The sequence below is a fragment of the Amycolatopsis sp. NPDC004079 genome (assembly GCF_040610415.1).
Taxonomy (GTDB): Bacteria; Actinomycetota; Actinomycetes; order Mycobacteriales; family Pseudonocardiaceae; genus Amycolatopsis; species Amycolatopsis halotolerans.
The window spans coordinates 13,469-30,062 of record NZ_JBEXMH010000070.1 but is presented as its reverse complement, the minus strand read 5'-3'; the positions used below and the strand labels follow the sequence as shown (position 1 = coordinate 30,062).

The window sequence follows — 16,594 nt, the reverse complement described above, 5'->3', positions numbered from 1 at the left end:
CCGGGTGAATCGAAATCCCTGCTACGGTCACTCGCTGTGCTTGCCAAACGGATCGCGCGCCGCTGGATCGTCGTCGCTCTCGCGGTGACAGTCGTGCTGGGCGCAGGAATATTCTCGTATGTCGCCGCCAGTTCGCCCGATTCCGGTCCGCGCGCGGTCACCGCGGACGAGGCGAGCCGGCTCGCGATCGCGCGATTCCGCAATTACCAGAAACAAGGCCGCGCGGTGACGATCAGTGTCCCCGGCGCGGCGGGCGAACTCGTGATCACCGGTTCGGCCGATTACCGCGCCAAGACCGGTTACGGAGTGCTGAAAGGCAAGGGGCGCAACGACTCCGGCAATGGTCTGATCCGGTGGACCGCCACCCGCGTCGAACTCCGCCCGCTGTCCGCGGTCCCCGGCCTGCCCCCGGCGAACCCGCCCGCCGACGGCTGGTTCGGCCGCCCGCTCAATCCGGCAGCGGGTCCGCTGGACCGGTCCTTGGCCATTCTGCTCGGCCTCGGCAGCGACCGGCCGGACAACGCGCAATTGCTCCCGCAGAACGGTGCCGAATGGGTAGGGTCCGATCGGGTGAACGGGCACGCGGTCGACGTCTTCACGGGTCCGGATTCCCGGGAACGGCCCGGCAGCGCGGAATCCGTCCGGTACTGGCTCGACGGGGACGGCGTCATGTATCGGATGCGGGCTTCGGTTCCGGGGGAGACGAATCCGGTTGTCATTGATTTCGATACGCACGAATTCATTGCGGTTCCGGCTGGCAGCTGACGTTTCGTCAGGATGCGGTTCTTGAGGCCCGATCTGTCGGCGGGGATGCGGTGGTGAGCGACCGCGTGGCCGGTGGGCGTCAGCGTGCGGGAATCGCGGCACTGCGATCTGCGCCCCTAGGCGGCAGCCACCGAAGCCCGGTCCGCCAGCAACGACGTGCCGGGCACCTGGATTTTCGCGACGTCCGGAAACTCCGGCACCGCAGGGACAACCGTGGGACCGGCCGTGCGCCCGTCCGGGAATTGCGGTTGCGGCGGCGGTGCCGCGACCTCCGTGAACGGAATGCCCGCAGGCGGTTTCGCCCTGGTCCAGGCACCAGCAGGGGAGTCCGCCGCTGAGGGGCAAGCGGCACTCGCCGCCAATCCCTCCGGAATCGTGCGCAGCGCCCCGGAATCAACGCAGTTTCCGCTGCCCTTCGTCGGACCGGGGAACGTCCAGCCGACGTCGAGGCCATTCGCCGCGAAGACGTCGCCGACGATCCGGTTGCCCCTCGGCGGCACGTCCTGGGTCGCGGTGAGCACAAGCCCGGCGTTCGCGTTCCCGGCGATCCGGTTGCGCAGCACCTGGTTGCCGCTGCCGCCGTCGATGCCGATCCCGATGCCCCAGCCGCCGTCGGCCTGCTCGGGCGTCGCCGCCTGCCCGTTGGCCGCGACCAGGTTCCCGGCGACCACGGAATCCTGCTGCGGCAACAGCTTCTCCTGGTGGTCGGAGTTGGTGGTCAGCCCGACCCGGTTCCCGCTGAACCGGTTGCCGACGACGTACATCTCGCCGCTGGCGTTCGTGCCCTCGTACCCGACCGCGTTGAGCTCCGCGACGTTGTCCCGCACGACCGTCCGGCACGGTTTGCATTGGCCGACATAGATTCCGGAATCGGCACCGCCGGACGTGTACGACTGCTCGATCACCCCGTTCTGTGCGGAAAACGCATAGATTCCGTAGAGACCGTTGCGGGTGGCGGTGACGTGCGAGACCAGGAACGAGCTGAGGAACCGGATCGGCTCGTCACCGGTGTCGTAACCGCCCCCGTGTCCCGGCAGCCCGTCGGCGGCCTTGACCGAACCCGTGACGAGGACGCCGTTCTGCGTGTGATTCCGGACGGTCAGGTTCTCCACCGCGACGCCCGGCGCGGACACGACGACGCCGTTGTCCCGCTTCAGCTGCCCGTCGACGACCACCCGCTCCCGCACTTCGCCGCGCAGCGTGACCTTCGGCGTCGTGATTTTCACCGTTTCGTGGTATTCCCCAGGCGCGACAAGCACGAGATCCCCGGACTGTGCCAGGGAAACGGCGGCGGAGATAGTGGGCGCGTCGGCGGGGACGCGAATGGTCACCCCCGCCCCGTCCGGCCGATGACCCTCGGCGGAGGAAGAACCACAACCGCTGACCAGCGCGGCGGAAAGCCCCAGGATCGCCACCATGGCGGGAAAACGCATCCGCCCAGTCTGGCACGAGAGCCGGATTCCGTTGGGGTGATTGTTGGCCGGGTTGGCGGTCGTGCGCTTGGTTGGTGCTTGATGCGGTCGGCAGGCCGCGGGGGAGCGGCACGCTTTGGCGCTGTCCCGCTGGATTCGCACGTGGACGCCGCGGCCTTTGCAGACCGGTGCAGCGAACCAGGGGGAGCAGGGCCGTCGTCGCGGGTCGTGAGTTTGGCAGCGCTCCACCCAGCCGGGCGTGGGAGCCGTTGTGACGAGTGCATCCGGCAGGAGATAACTCGGCCGCTTTGTCGGAGCCGCTTCGCATACCACCGCCTGACGAGACACCCGCTTTGCCGAGCCGAATTCGCCTGGCGCACCGGAATCTGTCACGCTGCCCGTCGTGAATTCCGCTGAGCGCCGCCCTTCCCGCCGCGCTTTTCTCGGGGCCGCGGTGACCGCAGGGCTCGCCGCTGGCTGCCACGCCGCCTCCGCACCCGACTCCGCCGAGACCCGGCCCGGCCCGATCCCGCCCACCGGCATGCACCAAGCCGGGATCACCACGCCGCAACAGCCGCAATCGCATCTGCTGGTCGTCACCGCAGATGTTTCCGTTGCGCCAGGGCCAATTCTCGCCGAATTAGGCCGCAGCATCATGGCTCTGACCGCTGGAACGGACGCCCGCCTCCTGGGCCTGCCCCCGGGCGACCTGACCGTGACAGTCGGCGTCGGCCCCCGCCTCGTCCAGACCCGCGATCCACAACTGCCCGGCGCGAAAGACCTCCCACCCGCCGCGCACGAGACGATCGCACCGTCCGACCGCGGCGGAGACCTGCTGCTCCAGATCTGCGCCAGCGACCCACTGGTGCCGCCCGTCGCCGCAGCAGCGCTCCTCGCGAAGCCTGGCGTACGCGAACGCTGGCGGCAATCCGGCGCACGCGGACCGCACGTCCCGGTCTCAGCCGGACTGACCGCGCCGAGGAACGTCCTGGGTTTCGTCGACGGCATCATCGGCCCGCACACTCCCGCCGAGCAGCAACGGGACCTATGGCTCCCCGGCCCGCCTCCGGTTGCGGGCGGCACGATCGCCGTCGTCCGGCGGATGGCGCTGGACGTGACCCGATTCGCCGCATTGCCGGTAGCCGCACAGGAATCCGTCTTCGGCCGCCGAAGAGACACCGGAATCCCCCTGTCCGGCGGTTCCACAGCGGACGGTCCGGACCTGGGCGCGAAAACCCCGGACGGCCGCTACCTCGTCCCCGCCGACGCCCACATCCGCCGCGCCCACGCGAACGTCGTCGGGGCCGGGCTCATGCTGCGCCGCAGCTACAGCATGGACACGCCAGCCCCGGGCCTCCTCTTCGTGAGCTTCCAGAACGACCTGCACACGTTCACCGCGACCCTGGCGAGCATGGAAGCCGCGGACGCGCTGCTGCCGTTCACGACCACCACGGCGAGCGGAACCTTCCTGATCCTCCCGGGCTTCGACGAACACCGCCCGCTGGGATCGGCGCTGTTCCCGTCCTGAACGGGCGCCCCGGGAACGACGAAAGCCCTGCCTCTCCGAAGAGAAGCAGGGCTTCCGGGCAACGCTGGTGCGCGATACTGGGATTGAACCAGTGACCTCTTCCGTGTCAGGGAAGCGCTCTCCCGCTGAGCTAATCGCGCGAGGTGGAGACGGGATTCGAACCCGTGTACACGGCTTTGCAGGCCGTTGCCTCGCCTCTCGGCCACTCCACCGCATGGGGCTTGAGCCCTCCGAGCGGACGACGGGATTCGAACCCGCGACCCTCACCTTGGCAAGGTGATGCGCTACCAGCTGCGCTACGTCCGCACTACCGTGGCTCCGAAGTCGCGGGCGGGAAGCCCGCACCCCGTCGCCGTGGTGTGAAAGAACCATATCCGACCCCGGCGGCCGGCGTGGCACCGGGGGGTTGTTGGCCTGCTCGCGGGGCGGTGATCAGGCCAGATCGTTCGGGATCAGGTGGGTGAGCGCGTCGTCGACGTCGACCCACAGGTGTTCGTTGCCCGGCAGCACGACGTCGTACGTGCGGTCCAGGAAATCGGCCAGCTCCTGCGCGGACGCCTCGAACATGGCGTGCCCGGACGGCGAGTTCAGCTCGATCAGAACCGATTCCGGGTCCTCCACCGAGGGCCGGATGCGGACGTCCCCGTCGCCGGCGTCGGCGAGCAGGCCGTCGGCCAGCAGGTCGCGCGCGTAGACCCATTCGACCCAGCCGGCCCGCCCGGTGCGGAAGGCGGCGACGACGGCATAAGGGTCGCGGGTGTCGTAGCGCAGCTCCACCTTCACCGGAACCGCCGGGGTCCGCGGCGCCAGCAGGTCGAAGACCGCCGTCGAGCGGAGCGTCACGTGATCGTTGCGCATCGTCCTACCCTTCGTCTCCCTTCCCGGCCTGGACGACCGAGGACAACGGTGAGACGCACCAGGAGCCCGGATCCGTCGCGAGTGCGCTCGAGATCACCCGTTCGAGACCGTCTGCCCCGAGGTCCGTCCGGTCCGTCGCCGTCCGTGCCGCGCAGCCTTCAGCGGGCGCCCGGTGGGGAGCCACCGGTACATCTTGCGCGGTTCGGCCGCTGTGCGATAGCACCGTCGCACGGATGTCGCGGACGGCCGCACGCGCCCCCGCCCGCGCAAGGCCTTGGTTAGCTCGGGGTTGTTCGGACGGTATTCGCAGGCAGACGCGCTGTAGTCGGATCAAACCACCCGTTTGCAGGCCCCCGAAAGTCGTGGGGTAGGCTGAGTTCGCACCGCGAGCGGGCGATTAGCTCAGCGGGAGAGCGCTTCGTTCACACCGAAGAGGTCACTGGTTCGATCCCAGTATCGCCCACCACCACCATCCGAAGGCCTGCCGACGATCATTGTCGGCAGGCCTTCGGCATTCCCGGGGAGCGCGGACCGCCGGTCATCGGCTGCGGAGATGCTGTCCCGGACGAGGCCTTGCTGTCCGCGACTGGGACAAAGCCCGGCCTGCGTTGACAAGCGAGCGGGAGGCAGCCGCCCGGCGCACCCGCAACGGCGCGGCTCGCCGAAACCGATCGCTGGCCAGGCCCGGCCGCCCGCCGCCGCGCGGGCGACTGCAGGATCAGCGGTCGAGCCCGCTCCACGCACGAGGCGCACGGCGTGGTTTCAGCGTGGCTTAAGTGCTCTTCCTAGCATCGCTGTTGCCGGGGCCCGAACAGCGGGACGGCCCGTGAGCCGAGCGGGGAGGGAGAACCGCCATGTCCGCCGGACCAGCGACCGACCGGGTTGCCGGGGTGCGCACCGCCCTCCAGCAGACACCGGGAACGGCCGATTTCGCCGCGCTGCGGAGGCTGCTCGACGGCGCGGACCACGACGAGGTGGTCCGGGCGGGCCGCCTGCTGCGCGGGCTCGACATCGATGCGGTGCTCGCCGAGTACCCGGCGACCCCCAGGCTGTCGGTGGCGGTGACCGGACACAGCACGCTGGCCATGCTGGAGCCCGCGTTGGCTGGGGAGTTCGCCCGGCACGGGGTGCTCGCCGACGTGCGGCTGAGCCTGTTCGACAGCTACGTGTTCGACCTGGCCGACCCGGATTCCGAGGTCTACACGGCGAAGCCCGATCTGGTGCTGTGCGTGCTGGACCCGATGATCGTGGCCGACCGGCTGCCCACGCCATGGGGACCGGACGAGGCCGCTGACGCACTCGACGAGGCCATTGCCGTCCTGCGCCGGATCGCCGCAACGTTCGACAAAGCCGGCAACGGTGCCACCCTGGTGCTGAACACTGTTCCGCTGCCCAGGGCGCTGTCCGCGCAGTTGATCGACTACCGTTCCCGCGGCCGGCTCGGCGCGGTCTGGCGGGCCGCGAACACCCGGCTGCTCGAACTGGCCGACGACCATCCGGCCGTCGTGGTGATCGACCTGGACCCGTTGGTCGCGGAGGGCGTCGAGGTCACCGATCCGCGGCTGAGCAGCTACGCCAAAGCACACCTCTCGCCGCGACTGCTCGCGAGTTACGCGCTTGAGGTCGGCCACCTCGGCCGCCATCTGCTCGGACGCGGCAGCAAATGCCTGGCGGTCGACCTCGACGGCACCCTGTGGGGCGGCGTCCTCGGCGACGACGGGGTGGACGGCATCGAGGTGTCCGAAGGGCGGCGGGGTGAGGCGTTCCAATCGTTCGGGCGGGTCGTCAAGCAATTCGGCGCGCAGGGCGTGCTGCTGGCTGTCGTCAGCAAGAACGAGGCAGACCTGGTGCGCGAGGCGTTGCGCGAACGAGCCGGGCTGGCGCTGCGCGAGGAGGACTTCGTGCGGATCATCGCCAACTGGCGGCCCAAACACGACAACCTCGCCGAACTGGCCGAGGCGCTCAACATCGGTGTGGACAGCCTGGTGTTCGTCGACGACAATCCCGCCGAGCGCGGCCTCGTCCGCCGCGAACTGCCCGCGGCGGTGGTGGTCGACATCGACGGCGACCCCGCGCTGCACGCTCGTCGGCTGCTCGCTGACGGATGGTTCGACACCCGCAGGCTCACCGCCGAAGACACCGCACGGGGCAGCCGGTATCGCGACGAGTTGAAGCGGCAGGATTTCCTCGACCGGTTCGACTCCATTCAGGACTATCTACGCGAATTGGGGGTGCGGGTGCGCCTCGCCGCGGCCGGGGACACCGAGGTGCCCCGGGTGTCCCAGCTGACCTTGCGCACCAACCAGTTCAACCTGACCGCGCACCGGCTCCAACAGTCCGATGTGGACTCCTGGCGTGCCGATCCGGACGCGCTGGTGCTCACCGTGCACGCCGCCGACCGATTCGGCGAAAACGGGCTTGTGGGCGCGCTTTTCCTTCGTCACGAAAGCAATGTGCTGCGGATCGACAACTTCGTGCTGAGCTGCCGGGTATTTTCCCGGGGCATCGAACAGGCGTGCCTTTCCGCGGTGCTCGGGTACGCCCTCGGCCGAGGCGCGCGATCGGTCGAGGGCAGCTACGTCCCGACCGCGCGCAACGGTGTGGTCGCCGACCTGTACCCCAGGCACGGGTTCGCCGAGGTGCCCTGCGCGCAGGGCCGTGCTTTCCGGCACGACCTGAGCGAGATTCCCGAAGTCCCCGACCACCTGACGTTCCAGCAGGACTTCCCCGGAGGTGCGGCGTGATGAGCCTTGACGACCTGGTCGGCGTGATGCGCGACGAACTCGGCCTGCCGGTGACCGCGGCGGACGTCGAGGTCCCGTTCGACGAGCTGGCCGGCTGGGACTCGGCGCACCTGCTCTGGCTGCTTTCGGTGCTAGAGCGCCGGGCGGGTGCTGCAGTGTCGCTGCCGGACCTGCTGGAAGCAGCCACCCTGCGCGACGTGCACGCTCTGCTCCCCGGCTCCTGAGCGAACGCTCCGGCCGGCCGACAGGATCGACCGGTGCAGTTCGCTGAGCGGCTTGCTCGGCCCGAGCCCCAGTTCGTGGTCCAGGATGCGCCGGCCCTCGTCGTAGACCTCCAGGGCCTCCGCGCGCCGCCCGGAATGGAACAGCGCCAGCATGAGCTTGCGGCGCAGCTCTTCGTGCAGCGGGTGCTGGGCGACCAGCCACACCAGGTCGCCCACGGTTTCCCGGTAGCGGCCCAGTGCCTGGTTGGAGGAGATGCGCGCTTCGACGCACTCCAGCCGAGTCTCTTCCAGGCTGCTCGCGAAATTGTTGATGATCGGGGCGTCGCGCAGTTCCTCGAGCACCGGGCCGCGCCAGTAGCACAGTGCCGCATCGAACGCGGTTACCGCTTCTTCATGCCGCTTGCCGCGTGCGTGATCGCGGCCCTCGATGGCCAGCCTGCGGAACTCGTGCGCGTCCAGTTCGCCGGGCCGCACCGCCAGCAGATATCCCGATGACCTCGTGGTGATGGTATTCCGGCCTGATCGCAGCAATTCCAGAGTCTTGCGCAGCTGTGACATGTGCACGTGAAGGGTGGAGAGTGCTTTTTTCGGGGGATTGCTTCCCCATAATTCGCCGATGAGCCGGTCCGAGGAAACAATCTGTCCCTCGCATACCAGCAGGGTCGCCAGCAGTCCGCCCACTTTTGGAGCAGTGATTTCGATGCTTTCCTCGGCGTGCGCGACGCGCAGCCTGCCCAGGATCTCGTAGCGCATGGTCGTTCCCCCCAAAGACGAAGCGTTTCGATGAAATATCGATCTGCTACAAAGACACGCTTTCCGTTGCCTTCGGTACCCAGTCCACGCCGGCGGTTCCCGTGTTTCCGAGGTGTGGAAGTCCCTGCCGCGCGCGGCGATGGGCGCAACAGGCGTCGGCATGACGACGACCCGCGCAGCGATCGCTGTGCGGGTCGCCGGTGACAATCCGACTCTACCCGAGATTCGGCCTGCTGACAGGTTTCTCGCCCGCGGCTGCCCCGTGGGTCACTCGCTCTTGGTCGCTCCGTGCAGGCCGCCGAGCGCGGTGGTCATAGCCAGCGAGTCCATGTAGTCGCGGATGAGCTTGATTTTCCCGTGCTGGACATGAATGAGCAGGACGTACCCGAAGACGAACGGCGCGCCGGTTTTGACCACTTCGCCGTGCAGGTCGTATTCGCAGATGATCGTTCCGGGCTCGTCGGTGTCGTGTATCCGGACATTGGCGAACTCGGTGAACTTCATCGGCGCGTTGGCGGACGCGGCTTCGAGGAATGCGCGGATCTTCTCCCTGCCCTCGATGCGCTTGGGCACGCCGGGCGGGGCGAAAGGCAGCTCGTGCGCGCCGTCCTCGGCGTAGAGATCCGCGTAGTCGGGGTCCTTGCCGATGGTGGCGGACTTGACGCGCTCGAAGATCTCACGCGGTGTGTAGTGCTTCTTGTCTTCAGTCATGTCCCACTGTCCGATCCGATTGGCTGGCGCAAGTGTCGGTGCTGGCTGGCGTGAATGCCGGAACCCGGCCCAGCACGGTGTCCCTCAGTAACCGATTGCGCGAGTGTATGAGCGCTCCGTGCACGCTGTCAACACTAGTTTACTGTTCAGGTCAACAAGCGTTTACTTTTATATTTGTCGAGAATCTCGGAGCGGGGTGACGGAAAGAGGCTCCGCTGGTAGGTTGTCGGCGCGGGCCAGGGGACGGCCCGCGTGACGCCGGGGGAGGCGGACATCAGCGAACAACAGCGAACCGCCGAGCGGATCGATCCTGCCCTGCTGAAACTGGCGGGTGTGGTGCTGGCTGGGGCGGTCACGCCGCTGCTGGACACGACCATTGTCAACGTCGGCATCGACACGCTGTCGCGCCAGTTCTCCGCCCCGGTTTCGCAAGTGCAATGGGTCAGCACCGGCTATCTGCTCGCCCTGGGAACGTTCATGCCGGTGGCCGGCTGGGCAGTCGACCGGTTCGGAGTGAAGAGGGTCTGGCTGTCCTCGCTCGCCCTCTTCCTGCTCGGGTCCGCGCTGTCCGGCATGGCGTGGTCAGTGCCTTCGCTCATCGTTTTCCGCGTCCTGCAAGGAATCGGCGGCGGCCTGATGTCGCCGCTGTCCCAGACCATCATGGCGAGGGCCGCCGGGCCGAGGCGGCTCGGCCGGGCGATGAGCCTGGTCGCCATTCCTGCTCAGTTGGCCCCGATCGTCGGCCCGGTGCTCGGCGGTTTCCTGATCGGCGAGCTCGGCTGGCGCTGGATGTTCTTCGTCAATCTGCCGATCGGCGCGGCGGCCCTGCTGCTCGCCTGGCGGGCGATGCCGGACAGTCCGCGTTCGGCGGACCACCGCCTCGATGTGCTCGGCCTCGCGCTGCTCGGCCCGGGCGTCGCCGGGGCGTTGTATGCCTTTTCCCGTGCGGGCCAAGGCGGTGTCGGCCGGGCGGACGTGATCGCGACCCTCGTCGCGGCGGTGCTGCTGATCGGCGGGTTCTGCGTCCGCGCGCTGTCCGGGCGGACGGCTGTCGCGCCGTTGCTGGACGTCCGGCTGCTGAAAGTCCGCGCGGTGGCGACCTCCGGCGCGCTGATGTTCTTGTCCGGCATCGCGGTCTTCGGCTCGATGCTGCTGATGCCGCTGTATTTCCAGCAGGTGCTCGGCCGGGGCGCGCTCGGGGCCGGGCTGCTGCTCGCTCCGCAGGGGCTGGGCACCATGGTCGCGCTGGTCGTGGTGGGCAGGCTCACCGACCGGATGGCTCCGCGGGCGATCGTGCTGACCGGATTGGCGATCACCCTCGTCGGCACGGTGCCGTTCACTCAGGTGGGCGCGAATGCGCACCCGGCGCTGCTGGCGGCGGCGATGGTCCTGCGGGGCATCGGGTTGGGCACTTCGACGATCCCGGTGATGGCCGCCGCCTATCGCGGACTCGCTTCGGCACAGATCCCGCGGATGACCAGCATGGTGCAGGTGCTGCAGCGGATCGGCGGTTCGTTCGGCACCGCGCTGACAGCGGTCATCCTCCAGATCGAGGTGGGCGCCGTGGCGGACGGTGGCGGAGCGGCCGGGCTGGCGGGGGCGTTCGGCGTCGCGTTTTGGTGGACCGTCGGCTTCACCGTGCTGTCGGTCGTGCCTGCGTTGTTCCTGCCGCGCACGGCGGGGAAACGCGCACCGTCGAGCGCCGAAAAACCCGGGGGTCAGGATTCTTCGGTACCGACGACAAGGGAATGAATGCAGGGCCGGAGCAATTCTTCGACACGTTCCGTGGAAGCTTCTTTCAGGCCGTCCAGGCGGAGAATATAGCGTGCCACGATCACTCCGATGCTGATTGCGCCGACCAGGCTGGTGCGCAATTCTGGATCGTTGGCGGTGATCTGGCGGCTCACGTCGCGCGCAGTCGAAGACAGGTCCTTGCGCACCGACACCGCGGCTCCCCGCTGGCTGAGCATCGAGCGCAGCAGGGCGAGCGCGGCGACCGGCTCCTCGTCCAGTTTGGCAGTCAGCTGGGTCAGCAGCGACTCCGCCAGCTCGCCAGGTGTCGAGCCGGTCGGCTCGTCCGGGGTGACGTCCTCGGTGACCTGCGAGAACAGTTCGTCCTTCGAGCCGAAATAGCGCATCACCAGGGTAGGGTCCACGCCTGCCGCGGCGGCGATGCCGCGGATGGTTGTCTGGTTGTAGCCTTGCCGGGCGAACTGGCGGCGGGCCGCGGCCAGAATGCGCGCCTCGCTCAGCTGTCGTTTGCCGCTGCGGCCCCGCGCATCGAAATCCTCGACCATGGTCAAGGATTATAGCCGTTGTCCGAAATCTCGCTGGAAAGGCCGGTGCCTATTCGTATGTTTTCGAGTAGAGTTGAGGCTGGTTCGACCATTTACTGGCCGAGGGGGAGCTGTTGTCAGAAATTCTGGGGAATCTTGTCGGACAGATCTGCCCATTCGACGACAACCCGTGGCCAACCTACCCGATGGAGGAATAGAGTCATGGTCGCGATGAATCGGTGGACAATGCGCGGCGCGGTGCTCGGAGCCGCGGCGGCCGCCGCGGCGGGCATCTTCGCCGGACCCGCGCTGGCGGCTCCGGCCGCACACGTCTACGGGGCCCCGGTGCAGGCCCGGTACCACTGCTTGGACGACGACACGTACTGGACGTTCACCTGGAAGATCGACGCCCCGGTGCACGCGCAGGTCGGCGGCACCGTGCAGCTCTCGGTGAGCGGCAGCCTCGGCGTCAACAAGGAAGGCATCACCATTCCGGCGAAGGCCATCGACGCGGATCTGAAGGTGGTGCTGGGCGGTACTCAGACCGGCAGCGTCTCGGCCACCGGGCTCACCAACCCCACTGCCCAGGCCCCGGGCGAAGACCGGACGATGACCGGCGGCACGGCTACGGTTCAGCTGACCTCGCCTGGCGCGGTCACGTTCACGCCCGGCACTCTGACCGGCCACTCGGCCAGCAAGACCGCGAACTGCGAGGTCGTGGGCAGCGCCCCGGTCTCTTCGGTCACGGCAGTCTGGTAACAGGCGCGCCGCCCCGGTCGAGCACGGCCGGGGCGGCGCACACTGTCCGAGTCAGCCGGCCGGGTGCCATTCGGACAGCAGATGACGCGTCAGCCCGGCGGCGGTGGGATGGTCGAACAGGACCGCGGGTGGCACCGCGATGCCCGCGCTTTGCAGGCGGGTGCTGAATTCCAGGGCCGCGAAGGACGAGAGGCCCAGGTCCCACAAGCTGTCCTCGGGGCCCACCGCGTCCGCCGTGTGCCCCAGTGCCGCGGCTGCCTCCTTGCGGACCAGTTCCAGCAGGAACCGTTCGCGATCGGCGTCCGAGGCCAGGTCTGCCAGAGCGGTGCCTGATCCGGCCTCGCGTGCCGGTTCCGGCGGGCAGATCTCGTCGAAAAGGCTCGACGAGCGCTCGCCGGCGAACAACGGTGCCAGACTGGCCCAGTCGATGTCGGCGACCAGCGACGGCGCGACGCCCGGAGCGATCGCGCAGCGCAGCACATCCATTGCGGCGTAACCGGTTCGCGCCCCGAATTCCCGTACGCCCCGACGAGTCAGCCGCTCGTCGGCCGCGGTGCGGGAGCAGGTCGGCCGGTCGGCCGGAGCCAGGGACACAGCCAGTCCGGGCAGTCCTGTCGCCGCGCGCGAGCGCGCCAGTGCGTCTACAAAGGACTGCGCGTAGGCGTGATTTCCCGTGCCGGGCGTGCCCAGCACGCCGACCGGCGAGGTGAAGACGACGAACGCGTCCAGGTCGCCGGACGCCTCGTGCAGGTTCACCGCGGTCTGGACCGTCGTCCGGGCCTGGCGCTCGAGGTGTGCGAGGCGGGTGGCCCCGGTATCGGCGTCGTCGAGCCCGGTGGCGTCGAACAGCGCGGCGGTCGGCCGGTGGGCGGTGAACAGGGCTGCCAGGCTGTCCCGGTCGAGCGGGTCGATGTCCGCGATGGTCAGTTCCCCTTCCACCCCGGTGAATTCCCGGTCGGGCGGCCCGATGACCACGAGGCGCTCGGCGCCGTGGGCGGACAGCCAGCGGGCGGCGGAGTCCAGGTGCGGGCCTCGTCCCGCGAGCAGGACGGTGCCGCGCGGCCGCCACTGCGGTGCCGCCTCCGATCCGCAGTACTGGACCAGACGCCGCACCAGCGCTTTGTCCCCGCGCAGGGCGATCTCGTCGGCTCCGCGCACCGCACCCGCCATTACGTCGACGACCCGGCCGCCGGACGCGCCGTGCGACAGATCGACCAGCCCGCCCCAGCGTCCGGACCGCTCCCTGGCCCAGGTGCGGACCAGCCCCCACACCGCGGCCTGGCTGGGTACCGGGCCGGGGTCGGCGGGTCCGGCCCGCACCGCGTCCCGGGTGAGCACCCAGGCCGGCGCTTTCACCCGGGCCGCGGCCAACGCGTCCGCCACGGTCAGCGCCGTCTGGGCGTCGCCGGTGCGAGAACCCAGAGCTGCCAGGGAAATCGCCCCGGCGATCGGCTCTTCGGCCGCGGCCACCGCGGTCCGGATCCGGCAGCCGAGCCCGGCCCGGGTGTCCGCCGGCTCCACGGTGACCAGGACGGACTGATCGGCGCGGGCTTCGATCGCCCGCACCAGGTCGGCGGCCTCGCCGTCGGGCGCGACCAGTAGCCAGCGCCCGGTCAGCCGTGCCGGAGGCCGCTCGGCGGCGGGTGCCCACGCCTCGCGGTACCAATGGCCGCGGCGGTTGTGCCAGGCGGACAGGCTCGGCAGCAGTTCGCGCAACTGTGCCGTGTGGTCCGCGTCCAGGCCGAGATCGGCGGCCAGCGTGCCGGCGTCGCCCGCGGCGACGGCAGGCCAGAAGTCCGGATCGTCGGCCGGGGCGGCGGCCCGGGCGGTGTCCAGCCAGTACCGGTCGCCCTGGAACGGGTATGTGGGCAACGGGATTCGCCGCGGCGAATGTCCGAAGAGGACACTGGGCCAGTCCACGGCCGCGCCGTGTGCGTGGGCCACGGCCAGCGCCTCGCACAGGGTCGTCCGTTCGGGCCTGCCGCCGCGCAGTACGGAGGCCAGCGCGACCGTCCCGGCTGGGCTCAGCGCGTCCCTCGCGATTCCGGTGAGTACCGGGTCCGCGCCGAGTTCGAGGTAGCGGCTCCCGCCGAGGTCGTGCGCGGTGCGCAGGCAGTCGTGGAACCGCACCGTGCCGCGGATCTGGTCCGCCCAGTACCCGGGGGAGCGGATCTCGTCGGGCTCGGCGACCTTTCCCGTCAGATTGGACACGATCGGCACGGCCGGTTCGGCGAATCTCAGGTCGCGCACGACGTCCCGGAAACCGGCCAGCACCGGGTCCATGAGGCGGGAATGGAACGCGTGGGCCAGGGCCAGTTCGCGGGTCCGGTAGCCGAGATCCCGGCAGGCCGCGGCGAAGCCCCGGATCGCGTCGGCGTCGCCGGAGACCACAGTGGACCGCGGGCCGTTCACCGCCGCGACGTCGAGCCGGTCCCACGCCTCCGGCGTCACCTCGCGCACCTCGTCCTCCGCGGCACGGACCGACACCATCGCGCCCGGCCCGGCCTCGGCCATCAACCTGCCTCGCGCGGCGACCAGCGCGCACGCGTCCGGCAGGTCGAGTACGCCGGCGGCGTGCGCGGCCGCGACCTCTCCGACGGAGTGCCCGACGAGCAGATCAGGGCGGACACCGTGGTGCTCGAGCACCCGGAAGAGCGCCACTTCCACGGTGAAGAGCGCGGCCTGTGCGTAGCGGGTGCCGTGCAGCGGGGTTTCCGGGCTGTCGTCGGCCAGCACTTCGGCCAGCGGCCTGGGCAGCTCCGGGTCGAGGTGTGCGCACACGGACTGGAACGCTTCCGCGAACACCGGGTGCTCGGCGAGCAGTTCCAGCCCCATGCCGGGGCGCTGGCTGCCCTGTCCGCTGAACAGGAACACCGTGCGGCCCGGCAGCGCGGTGCCGGTGAAGATCCCGGGATCCGGCACGCCGGAGGCCAACGCGTCGAGTTTGCCGAGCAGGTCGTCCTGGTGTTCGGCGAGCACGACGGCCCGGTGGTCCAGCGCAGTCCGCCCGGTGGCGAGAGAGAACGCGAAATCGGCCGGGCTCGACTCCGGATCGGCGGTGACCAGGTTGTGCAGCGCGCGTGCGTGTGCGCGCAGCGCGGTCCGGTCGTGGCCGGAGACCGGAAGCGGGATCGGACCCGCGACGGTCGGCGGCCGGGCGGGCTGGGCGGCAGGGCGAGGCGCCTGCTCGAGGATGACGTGACTGTTCGTGCCGCTGATGCCGAACGAGGACACCGCGGCACGGCGCGGCCGGTCGACGGCGGGCCACGGGGTGGTCCGGGTGGCGAGGGCCAGCGCGCCGGAGTCCCAGTTCACGTGCGGGGTGGCCGCCTCGGCGTGCAGGGTAGCCGGGATCAGCCCGTGGCGCAGCGACTGCACCATCTTGATCACGCCGGCCACCCCGGCGGCGGCTTGAGTGTGTCCGATGTTGGACTTGATGGACCCGAGGTGCAGCGGGCGGTCCGCCGGCCGGTCGGCTCCGTAGGCGGCCAGGAGGGCTCCGGCTTCGATGGGGTCGCCGAGTGTGGTGCCGGTGCCGTGTGCTTCGACGGCGTCGATGTCGGATGGTGTGAGTCCGGCGTTTGCGAGGGCTTGGCGGATGACGTGTTGTTGGGCTGGTCCGTTGGGGGCGGTGAGTCCGTTGCTGGCTCCGTCTTGGTTGATGGCGCTGCCGCGGATGGTGGCGAGGACGGGGTGGTTGTTGTGGTGGGCGTCGGTGAGTCGTTCGAGTAGGAGCATGCCGGCTCCTTCGCCCCAGCCGGTGCCGTCGGCGGTTGCGGCGAAGGGTTTGCATCGTCCGTCCGGGGCGAGTCCGCGCTGCCTGCTGAACTCCACGAACAAAGCTGGACTGGACATCACGGTGGCGCCCCCGGCCAGCGCGAGATCGCATTCGCCCGCGCGCAGCGCTTGTACCGCCAGGTGCAGGGTGACCAGCGAAGACGAGCACGCGGTGTCCACCGTGAGAGCCGCCCCGGCCAGTCCGAGCGTGTACGCGATGCGCCCGGACGCGACGCTGGCGGAACTGCCGATGCCGATCAGTCCCTCGTATCCCTCGGGCGCCGGGTGCAGCCGGGCGCCGTAGTCGGCGTAGGTGAGCCCCACGTAGGTGCTGGTCCGGGTGCCGCGCAGGGCGCCGGGACTCACTCCGGCGTCCTCGATGGCCTCCCAGCTGGTTTCCAGCAGGAGCCGCTGCTGCGGGTCGAGCGCCATGGCTTCGCGCGGGCTGATGCCGAAGAAGGCCGCGTCGAACCGGTCCACGTCGTCCAGGAAACCGCCGTGCCTGGTATAGGAGGTGCCTTGGTGTTCGGGGTCCGGGTCGTAGAGCGCCGCCACGTCCCAGCCGCGGTCTCCGGGGAACTCGCCGATCGCGTCCGTGCCGGCGAGCAGCTGGTCCCAAAGCTGGGCTGGGTTGCGCGCTCCGCCGGGGAACCGGCAGGCCATGCCGACGATCGCGATCGGCTCGCGCCCGCTGTCCCGGACCGCTTTCAGTTCGGCCCGGGTGCGGTGCAGGTCGGCGGTGACCCACTTGAGGTAGTCGACGAGCTTGTCTTCGCTGGTGGTCATC

Annotated in this window: 12 protein-coding genes and 4 tRNA genes; 7 read left to right on the top strand and 9 right to left on the bottom strand. The window is 69.7% G+C overall.

The genetic code is table 11. From position 1 onward, the window contains the following. Window positions 1–36 precede the first annotated feature (36 nt). Window positions 37–765, top strand: coding sequence for a hypothetical protein (locus ABZX37_RS41555; RefSeq protein ID WP_354749242.1), 729 nt, complete (start codon window positions 37–39; stop codon window positions 763–765). 116 nt (window positions 766–881) lie between these two features. Here the strand turns inward: ABZX37_RS41555 and ABZX37_RS41550 are convergent, their stop codons facing one another. Next, a complete protein-coding gene (locus ABZX37_RS41550) occupies window positions 882–2,198 on the bottom strand; it encodes a right-handed parallel beta-helix repeat-containing protein (RefSeq protein ID WP_354749240.1) in 1,317 nt (438 codons plus the stop codon). 382 nt (window positions 2,199–2,580) lie between these two features. Here ABZX37_RS41550 and ABZX37_RS41545 point away from each other — a divergent pair, with 382 nt between their 5' ends. After that, window positions 2,581–3,705 (top strand): Dyp-type peroxidase, encoded by a 1,125-nt coding sequence (locus tag ABZX37_RS41545; protein ID WP_354749238.1) that lies wholly within the window; start codon window positions 2,581–2,583, stop codon window positions 3,703–3,705. A gap of 65 nt (window positions 3,706–3,770) precedes the next feature. On the opposite strand, the gene ABZX37_RS41540 is transcribed toward ABZX37_RS41545, so the two are convergent. From ABZX37_RS41540 to ABZX37_RS41525, 4 genes are all read right to left on the bottom strand, one after another. Beyond that, window positions 3,771–3,845 (bottom strand) — tRNA-Val (locus ABZX37_RS41540). 1 nt (window position 3,846) lies between these two features. After that, window positions 3,847–3,917, bottom strand: a tRNA-Cys gene (locus ABZX37_RS41535). 21 nt (window positions 3,918–3,938) lie between these two features. Next, window positions 3,939–4,011: transfer RNA gene (locus ABZX37_RS41530), tRNA-Gly, on the bottom strand. Window positions 4,012–4,137: 126 nt separating this feature from the next. Beyond that, window positions 4,138–4,563, bottom strand: coding sequence for an SsgA family sporulation/cell division regulator (locus tag ABZX37_RS41525; RefSeq protein WP_005159130.1), 426 nt, complete (start codon window positions 4,561–4,563; stop codon window positions 4,138–4,140). 391 nt (window positions 4,564–4,954) lie between these two features. Between ABZX37_RS41525 and ABZX37_RS41520 the strand changes: the two genes are divergently transcribed. The 3 genes from ABZX37_RS41520 to ABZX37_RS41510 all read left to right on the top strand — a co-directional run bounded on the left by ABZX37_RS41520 (window position 4,955) and on the right by ABZX37_RS41510 (window position 7,531). Further along, window positions 4,955–5,029, top strand: a tRNA-Val gene (locus ABZX37_RS41520). Window positions 5,030–5,417: 388 nt separating this feature from the next. After that, window positions 5,418–7,307 carry an HAD-IIIC family phosphatase gene (locus ABZX37_RS41515; RefSeq protein WP_354749235.1) on the top strand — a complete coding sequence of 630 codons (1,890 nt, stop codon included), beginning with the start codon at window positions 5,418–5,420 and terminating at the stop codon, window positions 7,305–7,307. After that, the gene (locus ABZX37_RS41510; RefSeq protein WP_354749233.1) at window positions 7,307–7,531 is read left to right on the top strand and encodes an acyl carrier protein; all 225 of its coding nucleotides are present in this window, start codon (window positions 7,307–7,309) and stop codon (window positions 7,529–7,531) included. Before ABZX37_RS41515 ends, ABZX37_RS41510 begins: the two co-directional genes overlap by 1 nt. On the opposite strand, the gene ABZX37_RS41505 is transcribed toward ABZX37_RS41510, so the two are convergent. Further along, the gene (locus ABZX37_RS41505) at window positions 7,439–8,284 is read right to left on the bottom strand and encodes an AfsR/SARP family transcriptional regulator (RefSeq protein ID WP_354749231.1); all 846 of its coding nucleotides are present in this window, start codon (window positions 8,282–8,284) and stop codon (window positions 7,439–7,441) included. The genes ABZX37_RS41510 and ABZX37_RS41505 overlap by 93 nt on opposite strands. 267 nt (window positions 8,285–8,551) lie before the next feature. Continuing rightward, a complete protein-coding gene (locus tag ABZX37_RS41500; protein ID WP_354749229.1) occupies window positions 8,552–8,995 on the bottom strand; it encodes a nuclear transport factor 2 family protein in 444 nt (147 codons plus the stop codon). Between the two features lie 252 nt (window positions 8,996–9,247). Here ABZX37_RS41500 and ABZX37_RS41495 point away from each other — a divergent pair, with 252 nt between their 5' ends. Beyond that, complete coding sequence (locus ABZX37_RS41495; protein ID WP_354749227.1) at window positions 9,248–10,747, top strand: DHA2 family efflux MFS transporter permease subunit; 1,500 nt, start codon at window positions 9,248–9,250, stop codon at window positions 10,745–10,747. On the opposite strand, the gene ABZX37_RS41490 is transcribed toward ABZX37_RS41495, so the two are convergent. Continuing rightward, window positions 10,714–11,292: a TetR family transcriptional regulator gene (locus ABZX37_RS41490; protein WP_354749225.1), complete on the bottom strand. Its 579-nt coding sequence runs from the start codon at window positions 11,290–11,292 to the stop codon at window positions 10,714–10,716. The two genes, ABZX37_RS41495 and ABZX37_RS41490, sit on opposite strands and share 34 nt — an antisense overlap. A 201-nt stretch (window positions 11,293–11,493) precedes the next feature. Between ABZX37_RS41490 and ABZX37_RS41485 the strand changes: the two genes are divergently transcribed. Beyond that, window positions 11,494–12,030: a hypothetical protein gene (locus ABZX37_RS41485; protein WP_354749223.1), complete on the top strand. Its 537-nt coding sequence runs from the start codon at window positions 11,494–11,496 to the stop codon at window positions 12,028–12,030. A 51-nt stretch (window positions 12,031–12,081) separates the two neighbouring features. On the opposite strand, the gene ABZX37_RS41480 is transcribed toward ABZX37_RS41485, so the two are convergent. Beyond that, complete coding sequence (locus ABZX37_RS41480) at window positions 12,082–16,593, bottom strand: beta-ketoacyl synthase N-terminal-like domain-containing protein (protein ID WP_354749221.1); 4,512 nt, start codon at window positions 16,591–16,593, stop codon at window positions 12,082–12,084. Window position 16,594 lies beyond the last annotated feature (1 nt).

Excerpts from the sequence above, each read along its gene's own strand:
- ABZX37_RS41505 (WP_354749231.1), bottom strand. The coding sequence starts at position 8,284 with ATGCGCTACGAGATCCTGGGCAGGCTGCGCGTCGCGCACGCCGAGGAA.
- ABZX37_RS41525 (WP_005159130.1), bottom strand. The coding sequence starts at position 4,563 with ATGCGCAACGATCACGTGACGCTCCGCTCGACGGCGGTCTTCGACCTG.
- ABZX37_RS41480 (WP_354749221.1), bottom strand. The coding sequence starts at position 16,593 with ATGACCACCAGCGAAGACAAGCTCGTCGACTACCTCAAGTGGGTCACC.
- ABZX37_RS41550 (WP_354749240.1), bottom strand. The coding sequence starts at position 2,198 with ATGCGTTTTCCCGCCATGGTGGCGATCCTGGGGCTTTCCGCCGCGCTG.
- ABZX37_RS41490 (WP_354749225.1), bottom strand. The coding sequence starts at position 11,292 with ATGGTCGAGGATTTCGATGCGCGGGGCCGCAGCGGCAAACGACAGCTG.
- ABZX37_RS41485 (WP_354749223.1), top strand. The coding sequence starts at position 11,494 with ATGGTCGCGATGAATCGGTGGACAATGCGCGGCGCGGTGCTCGGAGCC.
- ABZX37_RS41510 (WP_354749233.1), top strand. The coding sequence starts at position 7,307 with ATGAGCCTTGACGACCTGGTCGGCGTGATGCGCGACGAACTCGGCCTG.
- ABZX37_RS41515 (WP_354749235.1), top strand. The coding sequence starts at position 5,418 with ATGTCCGCCGGACCAGCGACCGACCGGGTTGCCGGGGTGCGCACCGCC.
- ABZX37_RS41500 (WP_354749229.1), bottom strand. The coding sequence starts at position 8,995 with ATGACTGAAGACAAGAAGCACTACACACCGCGTGAGATCTTCGAGCGC.